At 31.9% G+C, this 24,396-nt stretch carries 21 protein-coding genes; 14 read left to right on the forward strand and 7 right to left on the reverse strand.

Translation table 11 applies throughout. The annotated features are described in order from the left end of the window. Positions 1-94 precede the first annotated feature (94 nt). The 6 genes from D6200_RS08895 (at position 95) to D6200_RS08920 (ending at position 8,651) form a co-directional block, all read left to right on the forward strand. Positions 95-1,483, forward strand: a complete 1,389-nt coding sequence (locus D6200_RS08895; RefSeq protein WP_047790278.1) for a dipeptidase — start codon at positions 95-97, stop codon at positions 1,481-1,483. Positions 1,484-1,619: 136 nt separating this feature from the next. Further along, positions 1,620-1,988, forward strand: a complete 369-nt coding sequence (locus D6200_RS08900) for a BlaI/MecI/CopY family transcriptional regulator (RefSeq protein WP_047790279.1) — start codon at positions 1,620-1,622, stop codon at positions 1,986-1,988. Beyond that, positions 1,988-3,481 carry a M56 family metallopeptidase gene (locus tag D6200_RS08905; protein WP_083574793.1) on the forward strand — a complete coding sequence of 498 codons (1,494 nt, stop codon included), beginning with the start codon at positions 1,988-1,990 and terminating at the stop codon, positions 3,479-3,481. The genes D6200_RS08900 and D6200_RS08905 overlap by 1 nt, the downstream gene beginning before the upstream one ends. A 98-nt stretch (positions 3,482-3,579) precedes the next feature. Next, entirely contained in the window at positions 3,580-4,680 is a 1,101-nt protein-coding gene (locus D6200_RS08910; protein ID WP_073182602.1) for a DUF4407 domain-containing protein, read from the forward strand. Between the two features lie 72 nt (positions 4,681-4,752). Continuing rightward, positions 4,753-6,669 carry a DUF3857 domain-containing protein gene (locus D6200_RS08915; RefSeq protein WP_073182601.1) on the forward strand — a complete coding sequence of 639 codons (1,917 nt, stop codon included), beginning with the start codon at positions 4,753-4,755 and terminating at the stop codon, positions 6,667-6,669. Between the two features lie 5 nt (positions 6,670-6,674). After that, entirely contained in the window at positions 6,675-8,651 is a 1,977-nt protein-coding gene (locus D6200_RS08920) for a DUF3857 domain-containing protein (RefSeq protein ID WP_073182600.1), read from the forward strand. Positions 8,652-8,702: 51 nt separating this feature from the next. Here the strand turns inward: D6200_RS08920 and D6200_RS08925 are convergent, their stop codons facing one another. Then, positions 8,703-9,161, reverse strand: coding sequence for an Lrp/AsnC family transcriptional regulator (locus D6200_RS08925; protein ID WP_073182599.1), 459 nt, complete (start codon positions 9,159-9,161; stop codon positions 8,703-8,705). A gap of 164 nt (positions 9,162-9,325) precedes the next feature. Between D6200_RS08925 and D6200_RS08930 the strand changes: the two genes are divergently transcribed. The 4 genes from D6200_RS08930 (at position 9,326) to D6200_RS08945 (ending at position 13,230) form a co-directional block, all read left to right on the forward strand. Further along, a complete protein-coding gene (locus D6200_RS08930) occupies positions 9,326-10,525 on the forward strand; it encodes an aminotransferase class I/II-fold pyridoxal phosphate-dependent enzyme (protein ID WP_073182598.1) in 1,200 nt (399 codons plus the stop codon). Positions 10,526-10,535: 10 nt separating this feature from the next. Beyond that, on the forward strand, positions 10,536-11,165 hold the full coding sequence (locus tag D6200_RS08935) for a MarC family protein (protein WP_073182597.1): 630 nt from the start codon (positions 10,536-10,538) through the stop codon (positions 11,163-11,165). 81 nt (positions 11,166-11,246) lie between these two features. After that, positions 11,247-12,731 carry a Na+/H+ antiporter NhaC gene (gene nhaC, locus D6200_RS08940; protein ID WP_047790283.1) on the forward strand — a complete coding sequence of 495 codons (1,485 nt, stop codon included), beginning with the start codon at positions 11,247-11,249 and terminating at the stop codon, positions 12,729-12,731. Positions 12,732-12,771: 40 nt separating this feature from the next. After that, on the forward strand, positions 12,772-13,230 hold the full coding sequence (locus D6200_RS08945) for a GNAT family N-acetyltransferase (protein ID WP_047790284.1): 459 nt from the start codon (positions 12,772-12,774) through the stop codon (positions 13,228-13,230). Here D6200_RS08945 and D6200_RS08950 read toward each other — a convergent pair. Together D6200_RS08950 and D6200_RS08955 are read right to left on the reverse strand one after the other, a co-directional pair. Beyond that, positions 13,192-13,443: a hypothetical protein gene (locus tag D6200_RS08950; protein WP_073182596.1), complete on the reverse strand. Its 252-nt coding sequence runs from the start codon at positions 13,441-13,443 to the stop codon at positions 13,192-13,194. The two genes, D6200_RS08945 and D6200_RS08950, sit on opposite strands and share 39 nt — an antisense overlap. Position 13,444: 1 nt before the next feature. Further along, complete coding sequence (locus tag D6200_RS08955) at positions 13,445-15,394, reverse strand: putative porin (RefSeq protein WP_073182595.1); 1,950 nt, start codon at positions 15,392-15,394, stop codon at positions 13,445-13,447. 70 nt (positions 15,395-15,464) lie between these two features. On the opposite strand from D6200_RS08955, the gene D6200_RS08960 reads away from it, so the two are divergent. Next, positions 15,465-16,064: a ribonuclease HII gene (locus tag D6200_RS08960; RefSeq protein ID WP_073182594.1), complete on the forward strand. Its 600-nt coding sequence runs from the start codon at positions 15,465-15,467 to the stop codon at positions 16,062-16,064. A gap of 34 nt (positions 16,065-16,098) precedes the next feature. After that, complete coding sequence (locus D6200_RS08965) at positions 16,099-17,154, forward strand: nucleoid-associated protein (RefSeq protein ID WP_047790288.1); 1,056 nt, start codon at positions 16,099-16,101, stop codon at positions 17,152-17,154. Between the two features lie 67 nt (positions 17,155-17,221). On the opposite strand, the gene D6200_RS08970 is transcribed toward D6200_RS08965, so the two are convergent. Continuing rightward, positions 17,222-17,812, reverse strand: a complete 591-nt coding sequence (locus D6200_RS08970; RefSeq protein WP_047790290.1) for a PhnA domain-containing protein — start codon at positions 17,810-17,812, stop codon at positions 17,222-17,224. A 52-nt stretch (positions 17,813-17,864) separates the two neighbouring features. Between D6200_RS08970 and D6200_RS08975 the strand changes: the two genes are divergently transcribed. Next, complete coding sequence (locus D6200_RS08975) at positions 17,865-18,368, forward strand: GNAT family N-acetyltransferase (protein WP_073182593.1); 504 nt, start codon at positions 17,865-17,867, stop codon at positions 18,366-18,368. On the opposite strand, the gene rimM is transcribed toward D6200_RS08975, so the two are convergent. The 3 genes from rimM to D6200_RS08990 all read right to left on the reverse strand — a co-directional run bounded on the left by rimM (position 18,365) and on the right by D6200_RS08990 (position 19,775). Next, a complete protein-coding gene (gene rimM, locus D6200_RS08980; RefSeq protein ID WP_047790348.1) occupies positions 18,365-18,892 on the reverse strand; it encodes a ribosome maturation factor RimM in 528 nt (175 codons plus the stop codon). The two genes, D6200_RS08975 and rimM, sit on opposite strands and share 4 nt — an antisense overlap. A gap of 16 nt (positions 18,893-18,908) precedes the next feature. Beyond that, positions 18,909-19,412 carry a 30S ribosomal protein S16 gene (locus D6200_RS08985; protein ID WP_047790292.1) on the reverse strand — a complete coding sequence of 168 codons (504 nt, stop codon included), beginning with the start codon at positions 19,410-19,412 and terminating at the stop codon, positions 18,909-18,911. A gap of 171 nt (positions 19,413-19,583) precedes the next feature. Beyond that, positions 19,584-19,775, reverse strand: a complete 192-nt coding sequence (locus D6200_RS08990; protein WP_028891302.1) for a cold-shock protein — start codon at positions 19,773-19,775, stop codon at positions 19,584-19,586. A 239-nt stretch (positions 19,776-20,014) separates the two neighbouring features. Between D6200_RS08990 and dnaE the strand changes: the two genes are divergently transcribed. Beyond that, on the forward strand, positions 20,015-24,391 hold the full coding sequence (dnaE, locus tag D6200_RS08995; protein ID WP_073182592.1) for a DNA polymerase III subunit alpha: 4,377 nt from the start codon (positions 20,015-20,017) through the stop codon (positions 24,389-24,391). Positions 24,392-24,396: the final 5 nt, after the last annotated feature.

Here is a 24,396-nt window from a genome sequence, read left to right on the forward strand (position 1 = left end):
TGAAATTGTGGATGCAAATATAAACAATACTTGCAAACTACAAAGAAGAAGTATACTATTTTTCTTATTTTTGATGCTAATTAATATATAACACATGCAAAACGTAAAAGATTATATTACTCAACATAAAGATCGCTTTATTAATGAGCTTATCGATTTATTAAAAATTCCTTCAGTAAGTGCTGATCCTGCCTACAATCAAGATGTATTAAACACCGCTGATACTATTAAAGAAAGTTTAGAAAAAGCAGGATGTGATAAAGTAGAAATTTGCGAAACTCCTGGGTATCCTATTGTTTATGGAGAAAAAATAATAGATCCTAATTTACCAACAGTCTTGGTTTATGGTCATTACGACGTACAACCAGCAGACCCTATCGATTTATGGACCTCACCTCCTTTTGAGCCTGTGATTAAAAAAACAGACATTCACCCTGAAGGAGCCATTTTTGCACGCGGTGCTTGTGACGATAAAGGGCAAATGTATATGCATGTAAAGGCATTAGAATACATGACTCATACTGGCAACCTACCTTGTAACGTGAAATTTATGATTGAAGGTGAAGAAGAAGTAGGTTCAGAAAGTTTAGCGTGGTTTGTTCCTAGAAACAAAGAGAAACTTGCCAACGACGTGATTTTAATTTCTGATACAGGAATGATTGCCAACGACATTCCTTCAATTACTACTGGTTTACGTGGATTAAGTTATGTAGAAGTAGAAGTCACTGGACCTAATAGAGACTTACATTCTGGTTTATATGGAGGTGCTGTAGCAAACCCTATCAACATTTTAACACAAATGATTGCTTCATTACACGATGAAAATAATCATATTACCATCCCAGGATTTTATGATAAAGTAGAAGAATTGTCTCGTGAAGAGCGTGATGAAATGGCGAAAGCACCTTTCTCATTAGAAGAATACAAGGCTGCTTTAGATATTGATGATGTTCATGGAGAAGCTGGTTACACTACTAACGAGCGTAACTCTATTCGCCCTACTTTAGACGTAAACGGAATTTGGGGAGGATATACAGGTGAAGGAGCAAAAACTGTAATTGCTTCAAAAGCGTACGCAAAAATTTCAATGCGTTTAGTACCAGGACAAGAATGGGAAGAAATTACTGAATTGTTCAAAAAACACTTTGAAAGTATCGCTCCTAAATCAGTAAAAGTAGAAGTAAAACCTCATCATGGAGGACAAGGATATGTAACTCCAATTGATAATATTGGTTACCAGGCAGCAAGCAAAGCGTATCAAGAAACCTTCGGAGTTACTCCTATTCCACAACGCAGTGGAGGAAGTATTCCTATCGTTGCTTTATTTGAACAAGAATTAAAGAGTAAGACTATTTTAATGGGATTCGGATTAAATTCTGATGCCATTCACTCACCAAACGAGCATTTTGGAGTGTGGAATTACTTAAAAGGAATTGAAACCATTCCGTATTTTTATCAATATTTTACGGAATTATCAAAATAATTCATCTTTAATAACATCAATAAGATAGTCTTGAAAATCCCTCAAGGCTATTTTTTTTTGCAATATTTTAAACTCTACACTTGTAGAATTAAAATTTATTTCTACATTTGTAGAATACAATTCAAATTTTATCGAAATGCAATTATCGAAAACTGAAGAACAAGTGATGCAATATTTATGGAAACTAAAAAAAGCTTTTATGAAAGATATTTTAGCAGAATTTCCTGAACCAAAACCTGCCACAACTACAGTTGCTACACTATTAAAAAGAATGAAAGATAAAGGATTTGTAGATTATACACTGGATGGAAAATCAAGAGAATATTTTCCTTTGGTAAAAAAGTCAGACTACTTTTCAAAGCATGTAAACGGATTGATTAAAAACTTCTTTAATAACTCTGCTAGTCAATTTGCTTCATTTTTTACTGAAAAAACAGATTTATCAGTTTCAGAATTAGAAGATTTAAAAAAAATTATCGATCAGCAAATTAAAAAGCAACAATAATGATAACGTATTTTATCAAATCAGGAATTTGTTTAGCATTGCTGCTTCTCTTTTATCATTTGATATTAGAACGAGAAAAAATGCACCAATTCAATCGGTTTTATTTATTAGGTAGTGTATTATTTTCGTTTATAGCTCCTTTTTATAAGATCTATATAGAAACTATTCCGAATACTTTAAAGGCTGTCCCTTCCTTGATTACAGATTCAAATTTGGATGTAAATCCTGTTAAGGAAATTAGCTATACCCAATATTTATTTCTTGGATATACAATTGTAGCAATCATTTTATTAATCCGCTTTACAAAAAACCTATTTAATATCTTTTTAAAGATAAAACAGTATAAAAAAATAAAAAAAGACAAAGCTACCCTTGTTTTAGTTGACGATTTAATTAGTCCACACACCTTTTGGAACTACATTTTTATCAACAAAGAGGAATACAATTCAAACAAGATTGAAACTGAACTCTATACCCACGAATTAACACATGCTTTGCAAAAGCATACGTTTGATATCTTATTGATTGAACTTTTACAAATTATTTTTTGGATCAATCCAACATTTATATTTCTTAAAAAAGCAATAAAACTAAATCATGAGTTTTTAGCAGACAACAAAGTGATTATTACACATAAAAATACTACTAAGTATCAGTATTTACTATTAAATAGAGCTACTTGGAACAACGAATATTACTTGGCCAGTAATTTGAATTATTTATTAACTAAAAAAAGATTATTAATGATGACAAAACAAAGTTCTCGTACCAAAATTTTGCTAAAAAAACTGGCAGTAATACCAGTAATAGCAGGATTCGCTTTTCTCTTTGCTGAAAGAGTTGAAGCAGAAACAACAAAAAAACATGTACTCTCTACTGAAACTTCAAAAGATTCAATTCCTTCATCAGTAACAGTGTATAAAAAAAGTATTAATCATGAAGACGCGGAAATAACTTATCATGATGAAAAAGGAAATAAAATAACTAAAAAAATCTCAGAATTAACAGAGAATGAAAAGGGACAACTCCCTCCACCTCCAAGCCCTACAAGTAGAATTGTTATAAAAGGTGAAGCTTTAAACATACCTCCACCTCCACCCCATAGCTATGAAGTTATTAGAGAAGAAGAAACCTCAAACATTCCACCTCCTTCAATAAATGCTATCGAATACATATATCAAAACAAAAATGCTGATTTCTATTTCGATGACAAAAAGCTGAGTTATAATGAAGTTATTAAGTTAATTAAAAATAAAAAAGGACTAAGAACCTTAATACAAACTAAAAACAACAAAAAAATCATCAAGTTTTATAGCAAAAAAGTTACTAAAAACACAAATAACATTAACACCTCTGATATAAAATATTACTTAGATGGTAAACTTATTTCTAAAGAAAAATTACACAAAATTGCACCTAAAGACATAAGAAAAGTTGATGTTAAAAAAAATAAAGATGGTACAGGGTTAGTATATGTAACCAGCAACAAATAACTGATATTCAAAACACATACTTGTTAAAAGCCTCTTAAATGAGGCCTTTTTTGTAACAAAATCTTAAATCTGTCGTTATTAAGCTATAAGCTTATTTTATGTTAAAACGATTTTTCCTTCTTTGTTCTGGAGCTGATTTAGATTTGCTTGAAAATTGTGCTAATGGTGAACAAAACAAATATGCTGGTATTGGTGCTACCGTTTTCTTCACTGCTTTAATGGCTACCATTGCTTCTGCTTATGCTTTATTTACAGTTTTTGATAATATTTACACCGCTATTTTCTTTGGTATTGTTTGGGGGTTACTCATTTTTAATTTAGATAGATTTATTGTTTCTACTATTAAAAAAAGAGAGTCTAAACGAAAAGAACTTATACAAATACTTCCTAGATTGTTACTTGCTATGATAATTGCTGTGGTGATTTCTAAACCATTAGAATTAAAAATTTTCGAAAAGGAAATCAATCAAGTATTACTGACTGAAAAAAATCAGATGACTTTGGATAACAAAACTCAAATTGCACAACAATTCACTCCTGAAATAACAAAAATTAATTCTGAAATCACTTCTTTAAAAGATGAGGTCACAACGAAAGAAAGCGAGGTAAATAAATTATATGAAACCTATATAGCTGAAGCCGAAGGAAGAAAAGGCACCAAATTAATTGGCAGAGGACCTGTTTACAAAGAAAAAAGAGATAAACACGATACTGCCCTTGCAGAACTTAATCAATTAAAAGCTGAAAATACCGAAAAAATAAAACAGAAAGAAACTGCTATTGCTAATTTGATCGAAAGTCAAAAATTAAAAGAAACACAAACACAACCTATTATTTCTAATTTTGATGGATTAATGGCTCGTGTTAATGCTTTAAACAAACTACCTTGGCTACCTTCTTTCTTTATCTTCCTACTATTTTTAGCAATAGAAACTGCTCCTATTTTTGCCAAACTTATTAGCTCAAAAAGTGAATACGATTATAAATTGGAAAACCATGAATCTCAAGTTAAAACTTGGATTCAACAACAAGTTCATCAACGAGAAGCTATTTTACACACTGATATAGACCTCAACAACAAAATATACTCTGATTTAAAAACAGAAGAAGAACTCTACAATTATAAACAAAAGATGGCTCGTAACCTTATGAAGCTACAGGCTGATTCTTTTTATAAAAATCAACAAAATATTTTATAAACAAATGTAATTTTTACAATTATATTTATTTTTATATTTTCGTTCCCTACGAAAACAAAATAAATTAATTGCATGAAAATCAACACACTCACTATTTTTTTAATAGTGTTTATGCTATGTAGCAATATCTTTTCTCAAGAGAAGCAAAATCTTTCCTCTATTTCTATTCCAAAGGAGCTAAAAGAAAGTGCAAATGCTATAATTAGACTAAACAAAACAATAATAGATGTAGAATCTATGGACCACCTTGTTGTTAAGCAACAAAGAATAGTTACTGTTCTTAATAAGCTAGGCAAAAAACACATTAGCGCGTACAAACACTATAACAATGATACCAAGATAACTAAGTTATCAGCTATTATTTATGATGCGTTAGGAAATAAAATTAAAAAATATTCTAAAAGTGATTTTCAAGATGTGAGTGCTATTGACGGTGGGACTTTATATTCTGACTCTAGAGTTAAGTTTTTAGAACACACACCAACTTCATATCCTTACACTGTTGTTTTTGAATCTGAATATAAAAACTCGTCAACAGGGTTTATTCCTAAGTGGTTTCCAATTGAAAATTACAATTTAGCGATTGAAAAAAGTATTTATATATTAAATAATCCTCAAAATATTCCATTTAGAAAAAGAGAAAAAAACTTCGACGCTTTTTCTATTAAAAACTCTTCTACTGATAATAATTTAAACTATTCTTTAACGAATCAATTAGCTATTAGACCAGAATACTATACCTTAAATTTTGAAGAGCTTGTTCCTAATATGTCTATCTCACTTGATTCATTTAGTCTAAAAGGAATTAAGGGTAATGCTAAAAACTGGAAAGAGTTTGGAAAATGGATGTATAACGAACTTATTAATGGCAGAAATCAATTATCTCCTTCTACTATCTCAAAGGTTAAACAATTGGTTAAAGGCATTAATAATTCTGCTGATAAGGCTAAAGTCATTTACGAATATGTGCAAAACAAAACAAGATATATTAGCGTACAAGTAGACATCGGTGGTTGGGAGCCTATTGCTGCAAACAAAGTAGATGAGGTAGGTTATGGAGATTGTAAAGGATTAACCAATTACACTAAAGCCCTTTTAGATGCTGTTGGTGTGAAATCACACTACTCAATTGTTTGGGCTGGTAATGCTAAGAAAAATGTTTCTAAAGATTTTTCTTCTATGCAAGGTAACCATGTTATTCTAAATATTCCAAATAATGGAAATGATATTTGGTTAGAATGTACTAGCCAAACTATCCCTTTTGGTTTTTTAGGAGATTTTACAGATGATAGAAATGTATTGGTAATTACTCCTGAAGGTGGAGTAATTAAAAGAACCCCCGCTTATGTTAACAAAGACAACTTACAACTAACTAAAGCTAATGTTAAGTTGCTGTCTAACGGAAATATTTCCGCACATTTTGAGAGAAAATCATATGGAACTCAATACAACGACAAGTATCATATTGAAAATTATACTCAAAAAGAACTTAATAAATATTACAAATCCAATGTTTGGGATTACAATAACAATTTAGAGGTTAAAAATATTCAACATATAAATAATAAGGAAAAAGTTGAATTCACTGAGAACATTGATATTAAAATTGAAAAGTTTGCAACTCTGAGAGATAGTAGTTATTTATTTAAACTTAATATTTTTAACCGAATTACAGGAATACCTAAAAGATATAGAAACAGACAACGTCCTTTAGAGATTGAAAGAGGTTTTACAGATAAAGATGAGTTTACCTTTTCGCTCCCCCAAGGTTACACACTTACAAGTCTACCTGAAGAAAAAAAAATAGCTAATAAATTTGGAATTTATAGCCTTAGTTTTGAAAAGATAGATGATACTACTTTCAAATATAAAAGAGAGTTTTCTCTTTTAAAAGGAATATACCCAAAAGAAGATTATAAAGCCTACAGTAAATTTAGAAAAACAGTTGTCAAACACGATAACTTAAGAATAGAATTAATTAAACAATAAAAGCTATGAAAAAAATACTATCTATTTTCACGTTAATTATAACGATTCACTCAAATGCCCAAGAAATTAAATTCGGAAAAGTTTCTAAAGAAGAACTTCAAGAAAAGTTTCACCCATTAGATTCTACCAATGATGCTGCATACCTTTTAAAAAAAAGAAGGACTTATTTTCAATATGATACAAACAAAGGGTTTCAAGTAGTTACTGATTACCATGAAAGAATAAAAATTTACTCAAAAGAAGGGTTTAATTATGCTACAAAAAAAATAAAATACTATAAACCTGAACATGGTGATGAAGAAAGCATAAACTCACTTAAAGCATATACTTTCAACTTAGAAAATAATGAAATAGTTAAACAAAAAACGTCTAGAAAAGATATTTTTGACGAACAACTAAACAAGTATAGGAGTCAAAAAAAAATCACATTTCCAAATGTTAAAGAAGGGAGTGTAATTGATATAAAATATACTCTTATCTCTCCTTTCTGGAATATTAAAACTCTTAATTTTCAATATGGAATTCCCGTTAAAAGCCTAAACTACAAAGTTGAAATCCCTGAATACTTTACATTTAACAAAACTTCTAAAGGTTTTTTCAGTATTCCTTTGAAAGAATCTTCAAAAAGAGGCAAAGTTAATTTTGGATATAATAATAATGTAGACTATAAAGTGTTCACCTATATTTTTAACCAAAAAAATATCCCTCCTATTAAAAATAATGAACCATACTCTGGTAATATCAACAACTATAGAGGTGGTATAGAATTTGAACTTTCGGGAACTCGCTTTCCTAACTCAACATATAAAAATTACGCTACAACGTGGGAAGATGTATGTAAAACCATATACAAGTCATCTAGTTTTGGAACTGAATTAAACAGAACAAACTATTATGAAAAAGACATAAAAGATTTATTAAGCCCTGCTAAAAATGACTTAGAGAAGATAGCAATTATATTAGAGTACGTTAAATCCAAGGTAAAATGGAATGGATATTACGGAAAATATACCGACAAAGGCGTAAAGAAGGCATATAAAGAAGGAGTTGGAAATTCTGCTGATATAAATCTAATACTTACTTCTATATTAAGATATTCAGGTCTAAAAGCAAATCCTGTTTTAATAAGTACAAAAAACAATGGTATTCCTCTATTCCCAACACTAGACGGCTTTAATTATGTCATTTCAAAAGTAAACCTTACCAATGAAAATTATGTATTACTTGACGCTACTGAAAAATTCTCTTCAGTAAACATACTCCCTTATAGAAGTCTGAATTGGTATGGAAGAGAAGTTTTTGAGAAAGGATATTCAGAAAAGGTTAACCTACACCCTTCTTCTCACTCGAAAGAAAATAATATTCTACATGTTAAAATTGACAACTTGGGAGAAATAAATGGAATGTTAAGAAAAACCCTATCTGGTCATTCTGCAATGTTTTATCGTCAAAAAAATAATATAAAAAAAGAAGAAGATGTCATTACAAACACAGAAGAAACCCACAACATTGAAATAGAAAACTTTAAAGTTTTTAATGCTAAAGATGTCAATAAATCTTTAACACAAACAATAAAATTTACCAGTGAAGATTTTGTAGAGCAAATAAATGAAAAACTATATTTTTCTCCTTTATTTTTCCTTGCTACCAAAGAAAATCCTTTTAAATCTAAAGAAAGAAACTTTCCCATAGATTTTAGTATGCCATGGCAAGATCAATTTTCTATTTCTATTACTATACCTGAAGGGTATACAATAGAGTCTTATCCTGAAGACATCGCTATTGGATTACCTGATAACTTAGGTGTTTTCATATACAAAGTTCTGATACAAAATAATAAAATAAAGCTCTCTTCGACAGTGCAGTTTAACTCTAATATAATAGCTCCTCAATATTATGCAATTGTAAAAAGCTTTTACAATCAATTAGTTGAAAAACAAACTGAAAGAATTGTATTAGCAAAAAAAATGACAAAATCTTAAGACTTCTTTATATAAGTAAAAAGCGAGTAATTTAATTACTCGCTTTTTTATTTATAGCGCAATCGCTATAGAATTTTTAACTTCACTAATTGTAAAAACACTTCGGGTATTACCAACATATTTTAATGCTGTGAGCTTATTTACTATAAAATCTCGGTAGGCATCCATGTCCTTTACATAGACCTTTAAAATATAATCGTAATCTCCACTTACATGGAAACATTCGGTTACCTCCTCTAATCTATTAACTTCTTTTTCAAAAATCGCTATATGATCTTTATTATGCTTCTCTAACTGAACATGGCAAAAAACTAAAAACGACTTTTCTATTTTATCTTTATCAACCACCGCCACGTATTGTGTGATAACCTTTTCTTTTTCTAATTTCTTTATTCGCTCGTAAACTGCCGTAACAGACAACCCCAATTGTAATGACAATTGTTTTGTTGTTTGTTTACTATCTGTTTGAAGCAACCCTAATAACTTCTTATCTATCTTATCTAACTTCATATGAAAAAAAATCTATTTTTATTACAACTTACCTAAACACAAACTAATAAAAAACTAAATACAAACATAAAATTAGTGTGATTTTCTACAAAAACCGCTTTGTATTGATTTTTAAACAACTAAAACAGAACTTAGTAGTCTACTAATAATTAACTTTAATCGATATGAAATTTAAACCTGCAAACAACATACAAGATCTACAGTACTTTGGAGAATTTGGAGGAGTTAACCCTTCTATTTCAGATTCTTCTACCTATACTTTTTTATCAGCAAAGACTATGTTTGATACTTTTGAAGGGAATACAGATGGTTGTTATTTATACTCTCGCCACTCATCTCCTTCAAACTTATACCTATCTGAAGCTTTAGCTGCTATGGAAGGTACTGAAACTGCTAATGTTTCAGCTACTGGTATGGGAGCCATTACTCCTACTATTTTACAAATATGTGGGGCTGGAGATCATATCGTTTCAAGTAGAACTATTTACGGAGGAACTTATGCCTTTCTTAAAAACTTTACTCCAAGAATAGGAATTGAAACTTCATTTGTAAACATTACAAAGTTAGACAGAGTAGAAGCTGCCATTAACAAAAATACTAAAATGATTTACTGCGAAACTGTAAGCAATCCGTTATTAGAGGTCGCAGATATTAAAGCTCTTTCAGTATTAGCTAAAAAGCATGATTTACAGTTGGTAGTTGACAATACATTTTCTCCTCTATCAATTTCTCCAGCTCAATTGGGTGCCAATATTGTTATTCACAGTTTAACAAAATTCATCAATGGTTCTTCTGACACTATGGGAGGAGTTATTTGTGGAACTGCAGATTTTATCAATTCTCAAAAAAGTGTAATTGATGGGGCAAGTATGTTATTAGGAGCTTCTATGGACTCTTTACGCGCTTCTTCAATCCTGAAAAACATGAGAACTTTACATATACGAGTAAAGCAACACAGTAAAAATGCGAGTTATTTAGCTGAAAAGTTTGAAGCTGACGGATTAAAAACTGTATACCCAGGATTACCATCACACCCTTCTCATAAGGTGTTTAAATCAATGATGAATGAAGAATATGGTTTTGGAGGAATGCTAACTATTGATGCTGGATCTCTAGACAAAGCCAATGCTTTAATGGAATTAATGCAGGATGAAAATCTAGGGTACTTAGCTGTAAGTTTAGGTTTTTACAAAACTTTATTTTCAGCTCCAGGGACTTCAACGTCATCAGAAATTCCTTTAGAAGAACAAAAAGAAATGGGACTTACCGATGGATTAATTCGTTTTTCTATTGGATTAGATAATGATATAGAACGCACCTATCAAATGATGAAAACTTGCATGAAAGAAGTAAACGTGTTATAAACTATAAGCTATGAATGAAATAATTTCTTTTGGCATTTTGTCTTTCACCTCATTTTTCACACTTATTAACCCTTTAGGCACTATGCCTATTTTTATGACGATGACTGCTGACTTGGACAAGAAAAGTAGAAATCAAACAGCCAAAAAAGCTTCTATCGTTAGTTTTATAACCATCTTAATCTTTGCCTTTTCAGGTCAGTTGTTATTTAGTTTCTTTGGAATTTCTGTAAATAGTTTTAGAGTCGTTGGTGGAGTGATTTTCTTTTTAATGGGAATGGACATGCTTCAAGCAAGATTAGGGAAAGTAAAACTAAGTAGCTCTGAAGTTAAAACGTATGTTAATGACATTTCTGTTACTCCATTAGCCATACCAATGATTTGTGGTCCAGGTGCCTTAACCAATGCTATTGTAATGATGGAAGACGCTAACTCTATTGAAATGAAATTAGTATTAATCATTGCTGCTTTTTTGGTAATTATAGTAACCTATTTAATCTTATACAGCTCCTCCAAAATCATTAAAATACTTGGTCAAACCGGTATAAATGTAATGATGAGATTAATGGGGCTTATAGTTATGGTTATCGCAGTTGAGTTCTTCTTTAGCGGACTCAAACCCATTATACTTGAAATGCTATAACAGTAACTAGATTATCAACTAATTACATTTGTGTAATTCTTCACAAAATCGTAACATTACAAGCCGAAAAAAATACCATACATGCAAGACGACAAAAACCTATCTAAAATTGAAATAGAAAATCAAAAAATAATTCAAAATAAAGAGTTGAGTATTTGGGAAGCTTTGATTCCTGTTTTCGCTTTAATAGGTATGCTTGCATATAATGTATATGTATTTGGAGACGATGCTTTAAGTGGAAGTAATCAATTTATTTTATTATTAGGTGGAGCTGTTGCGGCTATTGTAGGTTTTAAAAATAAAGTTTCCTACGAAAGAATGATTGAAGAAGTTGCTGAAAACATAAAATCAACAGCAGGTGCTATTTTAATTTTGTTAATGGTAGGTGCGCTTGCAGGAACATGGCTTGTAAGCGGTATTATACCTTCAATGATTTATTACGGGCTTCAAATTTTAAACCCGACTATCTTTTTAGTAGCTTGTTTAATAATATGTGCAGTTATATCTGTTGCCACTGGAAGTTCTTGGACAACTTCTGCAACAGTAGGTATAGCTTTAATTGGTATTGGTGAAGCTTTAGGTATTTCTTTAGGTATGACTGCTGGTGCAGTTTTATCTGGTGCTTATTTTGGCGACAAGATGTCTCCAATGTCAGACACTACAAACTTGGCTCCAGCCATGGCTGGAACAGATTTGTTTACACATATAAGATATATGACTTATACTACTGTACCTACATTTATAGTAACTATTATCTTTTTTGTTATTTTAGGATTTACCCAAACTACAACTGGTGACGCGAATACTCAACAAATGCTTAGCGACATTAACAAAGCTTTCAATATAACCCCATGGTTATTTCTTGTACCTGTATTAGTTTTAGTTCTAATTATTAAGAAGACACCTCCTTTAATCGCTCTTTTAGCTGGAACCATATTGGGTGGTGCTTTTGCTTTGATTTTTCAACCTCATGTTGTTTCTCAAATTTCTGGAGTTGAAAAGCTAGATTTTGAATCTGCCTACAGAGGAATAATGCAAGCTATAACCGTAGAAACCTCTGTAACTACTGATAATGAAGTGTTAAAAGATTTATTTACTGCCGGTGGTATGAAAAAAATGCTTGGAACCGTATGGTTAATTTTATTAGCAATGGTTTTTGGTGGGGTCATGGATGCTATTGGAGCCTTAGCTAAAATTAGTAGTTTTATGTTAAGCTTATTTGATTCAGTATTCGGATTATTTGCCAGTACTGTTGGTACATGTATAGGTTTAAATTTCACCGCTTCTGATCAATATTTAGCAATTGTTGTACCTGGAAAAATGTACGCACAAGCTTATAAAGATAAAGGGTTGGCTCCTGAAAACTTAAGTAGAACTTTAGAAGATTCTGGTACTGTTACCTCTGTTTTAATTCCTTGGAATACTTGCGGAGCTTATCATTCTGGTGTTTTAGGTGTTCCTGTTATAGATTATGCTTTTTATGCCATGTTTAATTGGCTAAGCCCTTTTACAACATTACTATTTGCTGCATTCAGAATTAAAATAAAACAACTAGCTTCTAAATAATAACGTTTATAAACCTCACCTTTCGTGAGGTTCTTTTTTTATGATTGTAAAAGCTCAAATACAAGACGCTAACTTATTAACTGAAATTGCCATAAGTTCAAAAGCATATTGGGGATATTCCAAAGAACAAATGGAAGAGTGGAAAAACGACTTAACAGTCTCCCCTAAAATGTTTACCAACTGTAATATTTACAAATTTCAAGTTAACGATACTACAGCTGGCTTTTATGTTTTATATCGAGCTAATATTAGAACAAGTTTTTTAGATTTTTTATTTGTCTCCCCTAAATTTATAAACCAAGGAATTGGTTCTAAACTACTAGAACATGTAAAAAAATCTTGTATAGGCGGTTCTTGTGCTGTATTAAATGTTTTATCAGACCCAAACTCGGATGCTTTTTATTTAAAACATGGTTTTGAAATAATTGGGAAACGAGAGAGCAGTATTAAAGGACGTTTTTTATCTGAAATGGAGCTCTATTTTCCTGAAAACATGTAATAAAGTTGATACTATTAAAAGTACCCAAGGAGTTCCATGCAAAAAAACATCAAACCAATCCATAGACTGCATAGCGTGCTCTCCTGAAAAGGCATTCCCTCCTGCTATCCATTGTAACTTTCCAAAAATATGTGGTGGTCTAAAAGGTGCTAAACCTAAGGTTAAACTTGCTATTAAAAACAACTTCCAATTTTTTCGCAGCTTTTCTTTCATTTTATATAAACCAGTTCCACACTACTCCAAAACGAATTACGAAATCTCTATACGGGTAATTCGGAGCCGAAAAATAATTCTTTTTTAACACAAAAGAACTTATGTTATCTGCTTTAAAATAAATTCTAGTTCTACGAACCCTAGCATTGAAAAACAAATCTACTGTAGGATATCCTATTTCTGTATCATTTTGCAAGGTGAATTCAGCTAACAACGGATTATATGAATTCGCTTTATATTTTGAAAAGTACTTAAATGTAGCTCCTATTTGTACCAACAAAGGTTTTCCTTTGAACCATTCATCTGTATAGTAAAGTGTATTACGAGTAACAAATTCTGGAACCCTAAAAACACTATTTCCACTTGCTACTTTTTGATACATTAAAGTGTTATCTAAAGCAAACTTTCCAAAGGTAAATTCTTTAGATGCCTTTGCCTTTAAATAGTTTACATCTCCTGAAAACTGTTTCGGTTGACCATTTTCATCAAAATACGTGTAATTACTAATATTAGTGATATCCAACGAAGCATTTCCCCATTTAGACTCAATAACCCCTCCCAATGTACGTGTCCCTATTTGAGAAAAATTATTTTCCCAATTAAAATCATCGTAACTACTTTGATGTAATAAAAAATTAAAATTAGGTAATTTGTTACTTATTCCTAACCTCCCTTTCACAGTAAGTACACTATCTTTTTTATAGAAAGCTTCTCCTGAAAGATAATTCCCTGACAATCGACCACTTCCTGGTGTAAGACTTCCAGAAGCATTTACATGGAAATTTCCAATTCTTCCATTCCAATCAGCTCCAAACGAAATTGCATCTCCCTTCAGCTTATTCTTTGTAATTCCAACTGTATTATTCTGTAAGTTTTCATATCCATATGTATAATTTGATAATTCTGTTTTTACACGAAATTTTCCTAGTACATATTTTGAATTAAAATCTAAAAAAAACTGATTATTATATAGTAAATAAATAGTTTTATTATTAATGTTACTCGAAATATTTGCATCACCAAACATATCTGATGCTGTACCTTGAGTAAATCGATAAAACTTAGAATCTCTAGTAAATGAATGCCCAAGTTTTAAATTAGAAAAGTCTTTTTGACTCACACTATCTTTTGAAGAAAGTAATTTAAAAGTATGTTCAAAGTATAATCTCTTAGCATCTAAAGTACTTTCAGCATTACCCAAATTCACATCCATTCTACCTCTGTTTCCGCTAAAATTAGGATCATCTGCTAAAAATGCATCTAAAGAAGTTTCGGTTAGTCCTCCACTTTCTTGATTAAAAAAATCTTGATTTACAGCATGCCCTCTAATCCCGTATTGTCCTTTAGGAGTCTCGTAACTAAAACTAACCCTAAAATTACCCGTACTTGCTAAAGAACGCCTGTAAGCCCCTAAAGAACGAAGTCCTTTATAAGCTATCGAAACGTTAAATCGTTTAGAAAAATTTGTTGTAAAAAGCGCATCCAATACCTGACCTTGCTCTAACCCTGTACGATACATTATTTCTGTTGTAGGGGTGGGCACATGATAATAATTCACATCTTCAATTTCAAAATAATTGAACATTTTTGCTCTAAAACCTATATTAGGAAACTTAGAAATATTAGTAAAATCGTACCCTAAATTGTTAAAAGTTTGTCCTTGATTATGAAAAGCCAATAATTCAAAATTATCCTTTCTTAAGAAATTGAACTTATACTCTTTTTGAATTGTTAATGTAGTATCTACAATGGTAGTATCATTTTTATGTGATATAATTTTATAATCAGTGTACTTAGTTTTTCCACTAAGTTTTACATTAATCTCATTATCGGGCAATGAATCTGTATCTCTTCCTGGAATTTTTCCAAAACCTCCGTCAACTGTTCTTATTTGGGCAAAAATTATCTGAACACTTATCAAACAAAAAAATACTAAGAAATTTTTCTTCATAACAACAAAAGTAAAATAATTTAACGACAAAAATCGCGATTAATTTCTTTGAAAACTGTTAATTTGTAGCATGTTGCAATTAAACTATAGCGGGCATAAATTAGAAGCAGGAACAGATGAGGCTGGTAGAGGCTGTTTATCAGGACCTGTAGTTGCAGCAGCTGTAATTTTATCTGATGATTTTCAGCATGAATTGCTAAACGACTCCAAGCAACTTTCTGAAAAAAAACGACAAAAACTTCGACCTTATATTGAAAAACATGCACTAGCTTTTGGAGTTTCTTTTATACATCAAGAAGAGGTTGATGAGCTAAACGTTTTACAAGCATCTATTACTGGAATGCATCGTTCAATAGAACAATTAAATGTACATCCTGAGTTTATTATTGTTGACGGAAACAAGTTCAAACCCTATCAAGAAACTCCACATAAAACCATTGTAAAAGGCGACGCTAAATTTATGAGTATCGCAGCTGCTTCTGTACTTGCCAAAACCTATCGTGATGAGTATATGGAGAAAATTCATCAAGAATTCCCGCAGTATAACTGGCAGAAAAATAAAGGATACCCTACAAAAGAACATCGCGAAGCTATTCGTCAATTTGGAGCAACTCCCTATCACCGAAAATCATTTAAATTGTTGCCAGAACAATTAAAATTGAAACTTTAATTTTTCTATTTTTGTCTTCCAATTTTTTTAGAAGATGATTAAAAGAACTCGTACCGAAATTAACAAATGTATTATTCACAAAGTAGCTAACAAATATAATAGCGGGCAGAATGCCTTTTCTGAAAGTCTAGTGCGTTTTGATGAAGAAAGTTACGAATTGTTACTCCCTTTTTTACTGAAGCCTTTCGGTTCAGTTACTCAGAGTTACCGCTTTAGTCATCATGCTGATGTTCGTCTAAACGAAATCAATAAATATACTTCTGATATTTTTGAAGATGATAGCAACGAAGTTTTTATTGAACATTCTAAAAATATTGTTAATCACCTATACGAACAATCAAACTCTGCCAATATTAAAACGGGGGATGTAATTGTAGCTTATTTTGAAGGTATTGAATACAAAGATGTTTTAACTGAAGCCGTTGGTGTTTTTAAAATTGAAAGTAAGGTAGACTTCTTTCAAACCTATTTAGATGACGATAGTTTTGATGTAGTAGTTCAAAAAGGAATTTCAACAAAAAGATTGGATAAGGGATGTTTAATTTTAAACTCTACTGATGCAGAAGGAACTGTAGTTTTATCGGTAGATAACAACCAATACGATGCGCAATACTGGATTAAAAACTTCTTAAGTGTAAAATATGCTGATGATCGCAACTTACACACTCAGAATTACTTAGAAATGTGCAAGGAGTTTTCTGAAGAGGTTATAAAACCTGAATTTGGAAAACAAGAACAAAGTAATTTCTTAGCCAATACTGTTGATTATTTTAAAGAACATGAAAGTGTAGATTATCATGGCTTCAAAGATGAAATTTTTGAAGAAGACAAGCATAAAGACCTTTTTGAGGATTACAAGCAGCACTTTGAAAAATTAAACGATGTACTAATTCGTAATAATTTTGAAGTATCTGATGTTGTTTTAAAGAAAGAAAAAAGTAAGTTTAAAACTGAAATTAAATTAGACACCAATATTCAAATTAAAATTGATGTTGATGCTCCTGATGCTTCTGCTGAATATTTAGAACAAGGATACGATGAAGACAAGAAAATGAAGTATTATAAAGTATATTATAATACTGAGAAATAATTAGTAACAAAGTTTCAAAGTAAGATGAACTTTGAGACTTTGTTACTCTACTTCTTTAAACTGAAAACTACTCCTTTTCAGCCATTTTTTTTACATAATCGGTAATAATCACAATAGTTTGTGCTCCCACTTTACCTTCAATATATTTAGCATTTTCAGGATCTAACGAAATTCTACGTACAGCAGTTCCTTGCTTTGCTACCATGCTAGAACCTTTTACTTTTAAATCTTTAATCAACACAACATTATCTCCTGCTTGTAAAATAGCTCCATTCACATCTCTGTGAATTATTTTTTCACTTTCATCTAAATGTTCACCTGTAGCTTCTGCAAAACGTAATTCCTCATCCTCTAAATACATCATATCCAATAAGTCTTGTGACCATCCGTCTTTTTTAACACGGTGTAACATTCTCCAAGCCACAACTTTCACTGCTCTAAACTCACTCCACATACTATCATTTAAACAACGCCAGTGATTAGCGTCTGTAGCTTCTGAGTTTTCAATTTGCTCAATACAAGTACTACAAGCCAACAAACTCCCATCAACTCCTCCTGTTGAAATTGGTGGTACTTCATAAATTGACAAATCGCTTTTTGATCCGCATAATTCACATTGATTTCCGCTTCTATCTTGTAATTCTTGTAATAAACTCATTTTATTCTTTTTTTGCTTCGCAAAAGTACATTTTTAATTATATATTTAGGCTATGTTATTAGAAAGCGAACGACTAATTATTAAGGAAGCTCTAGTGAGCGATGCACCTTTTTATTTTCAACTATTTAATGATCCTGATTGGATTCAATTTATAGGAGATAAAAATTTAAAATCTATTGAAGAAACCCGTATCTACCTAAAGGATACTTTGTTTAAAAACTCTAAATTAAATGGACTTGGTTTTTTCACGGTTATTTCAAAAGAAACCAACAAACCCATTGGAGCCTCTACAGCATTGCAAAGAGACAAGTTAGATTTTATTGATATTGGGTACGCATTTCTACCAGAAGGAAGAGGTAAAGGATATGCAACAGAGGCTACAAAACTAATTATTGAATACGTCCGTACTAAATTCAAACAAGACAAAGTATTAGCTTTGACGATGCCAAAAAATGAAAAATCTCAAAAACTATTAAAAAACCTAGGTTTTGAGTTTATTGGGATGCAACAAGTTTTTGAAGACGGGGAAGATTGTGTATTTGAGTATGTTTTTTAACTCAAATACAAATCAATTAACCCTTCTGGTGTTTTAACTTCAATAGTTTTAGCATCTCTATCTACTTTCTTAATAAAGTCATCAATCATAGGAATGAAAATCTCTTTTCCATCTCTATCAATTTCAAATAAAGGTTGCGCTGAAGAATCATTAATACTCACTATATTTCCTACTTCTCCAAAAACAGTATCAATTACCTTAAAACCTATCACTTCATGATAATAAAACTTATCTCCAGAAAGTTTAGGAAGCATATCTAATGGCAGGTAAACTTCAGAACGTAAAATAGCCTCGGCATCTGCTTCAGTATCAACATCCTCAAATTTCACTCTAAACATAGTTCCTTTACTCAGGGAAGACTTTTCAATAAAAAAAGGAATCAGATTATTGCCTAAATCGACAAAAACTGATTCCAAATTTTCGTAAAGATCGGGTTCATCAGTATCTAACTTAATAACTACCTCACCCTTAAAACTATGTTTTTTAACGATTTTGCCAAGATAAAAGCAATCTTCTTTTTGCATCATCGTAGTACAGTTTTTATTCTTCGCTATCAGCACCTGATTCAGCAGCAGCATCCTCGCTATCCTCTACAGCAGGAGTTGCAGCAGCTATACGTGCTTCATTTACAGCTTTTTCAGCTTCTAAAGCTTTTGCTTTAGCGTCAGCTTCAGCTTTTGCTAAACCTTCTGTTTTACCAGCAACTTTAGCCGCTTTTTCTTCTAACCAAGCAGTAAATTTAGCTTCTGCTTGCTCTTCAGTTAAAGCACCTTTCTTTACTCCACCAGCTAAGTGATTCTTTAATAAAGCTCCTTTATAAGATAAAATAGCTCTAGCAGTATCAGTTGGTTGAGCACCATTTTGTAACCACTTTACAGCTCCGTCAACATCTAAGTCGATAGTTGCAGGATTAGTATTTGGATTGTAAGTTCCGATTTTTTCTAAGAAACGACCGTCTCTTTTAGCTCTTGAATCAGCAGCTACTACCCAATAAAATGGTTTTCCTTTTTTACCGTGTCTTTGTAATCTAATTTTTACAGGCATAATTTTAATTTTTAAGGTTCGCGACCTTGGTTATTAATAAATCTTATTATCTCGTAATAAGTGGGCGCAAAATTATAAAATATTTTTCAAATAACACCTAAAAATATTTTTTATCAAAATAAAAAAGAGCCTGTTAAACAGGCTCTTAAGAAAAATAAATTGTGAGGTATATTATAATACTCTAACGCTAACTGCGTTTAATCCTTTTTTTCCTTCTTTAAGTTCAAACTCAACAGTATCACCTTCTCTAATCTCATCGATTAAACCTGATACGTGTACAAAATGTTCTGTGTTTGATCCTGACTCTGTAATAAATCCAAAACCTTTAGATTCATTGAAGAACTTTACTGTTCCTTCTTTCATTGTAAAAAATATTATATTAAAGTACAAATGTAATCTTATTAATTGATTATCAATCACTTTTTTTCATTTTTATTTTAAAATTAACCTACACTTAACATCTATTTACTGATTACAATCAGCTATTCAAGCCTTTACATTAAGTAAAAACACTCGTTAATAACTTCTCTTAATAACAATGTAAATTCTTCGTATTTTTACACTTTGTTTTATCCAAAACACTTCAATAAGTAATTTTGCCCATGTATTTAATTTTCGATACCGAAACTACTGGATTACCAAAAAGCTGGAATGCTCCAATAACCGATACCGACAACTGGCCTAGAGCCATACAAATTGCGTGGCAATTACATGATGAATTAGGAAATTTAATTGAACACAATGACTTCTTAATACAACCTGACGGGTTCAATATTCCGTACGATGCAGAACGTATTCATGGAATTTCTACTGATTTAGCTATCGAACAAGGAATTCAATTGAGTGAAGGGTTAGAACTATTCAACAAGGCATTACAAAAAACGAAGTTTATTGTTGGTCAAAATGTTGGTTTTGATGTCAACATTATGGGGTGTGAGTTTCATCGTTTAGGTGTTGAAAACAATTTAACAGAATTACCTGTTTTGGATACTTGTACCGAGCATACGGCACAATTATGTCAAATTCCTGGTGGTCGTGGAGGAAAGTTTAAACTTCCAACTCTTACCGAATTACACAATCATTTATTCGGAACAGGTTTTGGAGAAGCACATAACGCTACTGCCGATGTAGAAGCAACTACAAGATGTTTCTTAGAATTAATTCGTTTACGTCAGTACACAGAAGAACAGTTAGACGTTCCTTCTGATTATTTTCAACGTTATACAGAAGCAAATCCGAACCCAATACAGGTAATCGGACTTAAGCACTTAAACCTTAAAAAGGAAAGTGAAAAAATCCGTAAAAGAAAGTCATCTGAAACTGAAGAAGCAGCTAATACAATTTCTACCGCAGAAGGATTAGTAGAACTTGAAGGTGTTAAATTTGCTCACTTACACAACCATACACAGTATTCTGTTTTACAGTCTACCATTCAAATTGGTAACATAGTAAATGCCGCTGCTAAAGATAATATGTCTGCAGTTGCCATGACTGATACTGGTAACATGATGGCTGCTTTCCATTTTGTACAGGCTGTATTAGGGCACAACAAAGCAGCTGAAGCGGCTAATAAAGAAGCCTTAGAAAAAGGAGAGGAACCTACACAAAGTGTTTTAAAACCTATCGTAGGTTGTGAATTTAATGTTTGTGAAGACCATACCAATAAAAGTCAAAAAGACAATGGATATCAAGTCGTTTTACTTGCTAAAAATAAAAAGGGATACCACAATTTAGCAAAAATGTCTTCCATTGCTTTCGTGGATGGTTTTTACTATGTTCCAAGAATCGACAAAAAAGTTATTGAGCAATACAAAGAAGATGTAATTGTATTAACAGGAAATTTATATGGTGAAGTTCCTAGTAAAATATTAAATGTAGGTGAAGCTCAAGCAGAAGAAGCTTTACTTTGGTGGAAAGAACAATTCGGAGAAGATTTATATATCGAATTGATGCGTCACGGACAAGAAGATGAAAGAGTTGTGAACGAAACTCTACTTTCATTCTCTAAAAAGCATGATATTAAAATTGTTGCTACGAACAATACTTTTTACTTAGATAAAGAAGACGCCAATGCTCACGATATTTTATTGTGTGTAAAAGATGGTGAAAAACAAGCTACTCCTAAAGGTCGAGGAAGAGGCTATCGTTATGGTTTACCTAACGACGAATACTACTTTAAATCTACTGAAGAGATGAAAAAACTCTTTGCTGATTTACCTGAGGCTATTATTAACATTCAAGAAATTGTAGATAAAATAGAACCTTTTGGTTTAGCTCGTGATGTATTATTACCTGCTTTTGATATTCCAGAAGAGTTTAGAGATGAAAAAGATCTTGAAGATGGAGGAAAAAGAGGTGAAAATAATTTTTTACGTCATTTAACCTATGAAGGAGCCAAAAAACGTTATGGAGAAATTACCGATAAAATCCGAGAACGTTTAGATTTTGAGCTTGATGTAATTGCTAAAACAGGGTACCCTGGATATTTCTTGATTGTAGAAGATTTTATTCGAGAAGCACGAAACATGGATGTATCAGTAGGTCCAGGACGTGGTTCTGCAGCTGGTTCGGTAGTTGCTTATTGCTTGTGGATTACTAATATAGATCCTATCCAGTACGACTTACTTTTTGAGCGTTTCTTAAACCCTGAACGTGTATCGATGCCCGATATTGATATCGACTTTGATGATGAAGGTCGTAGCCGCGTAATGGATTATGTAATTGAAAAATATGGTGCTAACCAAGTAGCACAAATTATTACCTATGGTACCATGGCAGCTAAATCATCCGTCCGTGATACTGCTCGTGTACTTGACTTACCTCTATTTGAAGCCGATAGAATTGCCAAGTTAATTCCAGGAATGAAATTGAAAAAAATCTTTTCTTTAGATGAGAAAGGATTAAAAGAAAAGCTTCGTTCTGAAGAAATAGAAATGGTAAATGAGCTAAAAGCTATTGCCAATGGTAATGGTCTGGAAGCAGAAACCATTAACAAAGCTAGAATTTTAGAAGGTTCAGTTCGTAATACTGGAATTCACGCTTGTGGGGTAATTATCACTCCTGATGATATTACCAAATTCGTACCGGTATCTGTTGCAAAAGATTCCGACATGTATGTTACTCAGTTTGACAACTCGGTAGTAGAAAGTGCAGGATTATTAAAAATGGATTTTTTGGGGTTAAAAACATTAACCCTAATCAAGGATACAGTAAAAATTGTAAAAGCACGTCATGGTGTAGAACTCGACCCTGAAAATTTCCCTATTGATGATGAGGAAACTTATGCACTTTTCCAACGTGGAGAAACCGTAGGTATATTCCAATACGAATCTCCTGGGATGCAAAAGTACATGCGTGAGTTAAAACCTACGGTTTTTGCTGACTTAATTGCAATGAACGCCTTGTATCGTCCAGGTCCTTTAGAATATATTCCTTCTTTTATTAGAAGAAAACATGGGGACGAGGAAATTCAGTACGACCTTCCTGCAATGGAAGAATATTTAGCAGAGACCTACGGAATTACAGTATATCAGGAGCAAGTAATGTTACTTTCGCAAAAGTTAGCTGATTTTACCAAAGGTGAAGCCGATGTACTTCGTAAAGCAATGGGTAAAAAGCAAGCTGCGGTACTAGCGAAAATGAAACCTAAGTTTGTGAATCAAGCAAAGGCTAATGGTCATGATGAAAAAGCCTTAGAGAAAATTTGGAAGGACTGGGAGGCTTTCGCATCCTATGCCTTTAACAAATCGCACTCTACTTGTTATGCTTGGATTGCTTATCAAACCGCTTATTTAAAAGCCCACTACCCTGCTGAATACATGGCAGCAGTACTTTCCAACAACATGAACGACATTAAAACGGTTTCGTTTTTTATGGAAGAATGTAAACGTATGGGGTTAGAGGTATTGGGTCCAGATGTAAATGAATCGTATGCTAAATTCTCTGTAAATAAAGATGGCGCTGTTCGTTTTGGTATGGCGGCAATTAAAGGTGTAGGTGGTTCAGCTGTAAAAGCAATTATTGATGAACGCAAAGAAAATGGGCATTACACTTCTATTTTTGATGTAGCCAAACGTGTTGATTTACGTGTTGCTAACAAAAAAGCTTTTGAAGGTTTAGTATTAGCTGGTGGTTTTGATTCTTTTACAGATACTCACAGAGCTCAATATTATGTGAAAGATGAAAAAGGACAAACTTTTTTAGAAAAGGCTATTCGCTTTGGAAATAAGTTTCAAGAAAATCAGAATTCATCTCAGGTATCTTTATTTGGAGAAGCTTCGGATGTTGATTTACCTGAACCTTTAATTCCTGAATGTGAAACTTGGGGAACTATGGAATTGTTAGCTCGTGAAAAAGAAGTAGTAGGAATGTATATTTCTGCACATCCACTTGATGATTTTAAAAATGAACTAAAGTTTTGCAACGCTTCTCTAGCACATTTTAAAAACATCGCTCAATATGAAGGTTTAGGACTTTCTTTTGCTGGAATCGTTACTGATGTACAGCATCGTGTATCAAAAGCAGGTAAAGGATGGGCTGCTTTTACAATGGAAGATTATAACGATAGTTTTGAATTTCGAATTTTTGGTGAAGATTACTTAAAGTTTAAACACTTTTTGGTTCCAAATTCGTTCCTATTTATCAAAACTACGATCAAACCTGGTTGGACTAATAAAGAAGGTGTGAAAGGTGAACCTAGAGTTGGATTTAATGAGTTTTTACTATTACACGATATTATGGATAAAATGTGTAAAAAACTCACCATAAAAATTCCTCTACAAGAAGTAAAAGATAATACTATAAAAGAACTACAACACTTGTTTGCTACTAACAAAGGCTCACAAAGTTTGTATTTTACCATTTGGGATGCCGAAGAAAAAATAGAGTTAAACTTACCTAGTAGAACAACTAAAATTAAAGTGTCTAGTGAGTTTTTAAAAGCATTAGACGAACAGTTTATAAATTATAAGTTGAATTAATAACC

Origin of the sequence: Tenacibaculum mesophilum (assembly GCF_003867075.1) — a bacterium.
GTDB classification, from domain to species: domain Bacteria; phylum Bacteroidota; class Bacteroidia; order Flavobacteriales; family Flavobacteriaceae; genus Polaribacter; species Polaribacter mesophilus.

Excerpts from the sequence above, each read along its gene's own strand:
- D6200_RS08895 (WP_047790278.1), top strand. The coding sequence starts at position 95 with ATGCAAAACGTAAAAGATTATATTACTCAACATAAAGATCGCTTTATT.
- D6200_RS08900 (WP_047790279.1), top strand. The coding sequence starts at position 1,620 with ATGCAATTATCGAAAACTGAAGAACAAGTGATGCAATATTTATGGAAA.
- D6200_RS08905 (WP_083574793.1), top strand. The coding sequence starts at position 1,988 with ATGATAACGTATTTTATCAAATCAGGAATTTGTTTAGCATTGCTGCTT.
- D6200_RS08910 (WP_073182602.1), top strand. The coding sequence starts at position 3,580 with ATGTTAAAACGATTTTTCCTTCTTTGTTCTGGAGCTGATTTAGATTTG.
- D6200_RS08915 (WP_073182601.1), top strand. The coding sequence starts at position 4,753 with ATGAAAATCAACACACTCACTATTTTTTTAATAGTGTTTATGCTATGT.
- D6200_RS08920 (WP_073182600.1), top strand. The coding sequence starts at position 6,675 with ATGAAAAAAATACTATCTATTTTCACGTTAATTATAACGATTCACTCA.
- D6200_RS08925 (WP_073182599.1), bottom strand. The coding sequence starts at position 9,161 with ATGAAGTTAGATAAGATAGATAAGAAGTTATTAGGGTTGCTTCAAACA.
- D6200_RS08930 (WP_073182598.1), top strand. The coding sequence starts at position 9,326 with ATGAAATTTAAACCTGCAAACAACATACAAGATCTACAGTACTTTGGA.
- D6200_RS08935 (WP_073182597.1), top strand. The coding sequence starts at position 10,536 with ATGAATGAAATAATTTCTTTTGGCATTTTGTCTTTCACCTCATTTTTC.
- nhaC (WP_047790283.1), top strand. The coding sequence starts at position 11,247 with ATGCAAGACGACAAAAACCTATCTAAAATTGAAATAGAAAATCAAAAA.
- D6200_RS08945 (WP_047790284.1), top strand. The coding sequence starts at position 12,772 with ATGATTGTAAAAGCTCAAATACAAGACGCTAACTTATTAACTGAAATT.
- D6200_RS08950 (WP_073182596.1), bottom strand. The coding sequence starts at position 13,443 with ATGAAAGAAAAGCTGCGAAAAAATTGGAAGTTGTTTTTAATAGCAAGT.
- D6200_RS08955 (WP_073182595.1), bottom strand. The coding sequence starts at position 15,394 with ATGAAGAAAAATTTCTTAGTATTTTTTTGTTTGATAAGTGTTCAGATA.
- D6200_RS08960 (WP_073182594.1), top strand. The coding sequence starts at position 15,465 with ATGTTGCAATTAAACTATAGCGGGCATAAATTAGAAGCAGGAACAGAT.
- D6200_RS08965 (WP_047790288.1), top strand. The coding sequence starts at position 16,099 with ATGATTAAAAGAACTCGTACCGAAATTAACAAATGTATTATTCACAAA.
- D6200_RS08970 (WP_047790290.1), bottom strand. The coding sequence starts at position 17,812 with ATGAGTTTATTACAAGAATTACAAGATAGAAGCGGAAATCAATGTGAA.
- D6200_RS08975 (WP_073182593.1), top strand. The coding sequence starts at position 17,865 with ATGTTATTAGAAAGCGAACGACTAATTATTAAGGAAGCTCTAGTGAGC.
- rimM (WP_047790348.1), bottom strand. The coding sequence starts at position 18,892 with ATGCAAAAAGAAGATTGCTTTTATCTTGGCAAAATCGTTAAAAAACAT.
- D6200_RS08985 (WP_047790292.1), bottom strand. The coding sequence starts at position 19,412 with ATGCCTGTAAAAATTAGATTACAAAGACACGGTAAAAAAGGAAAACCA.
- D6200_RS08990 (WP_028891302.1), bottom strand. The coding sequence starts at position 19,775 with ATGAAAGAAGGAACAGTAAAGTTCTTCAATGAATCTAAAGGTTTTGGA.
- dnaE (WP_073182592.1), top strand. The coding sequence starts at position 20,015 with ATGTATTTAATTTTCGATACCGAAACTACTGGATTACCAAAAAGCTGG.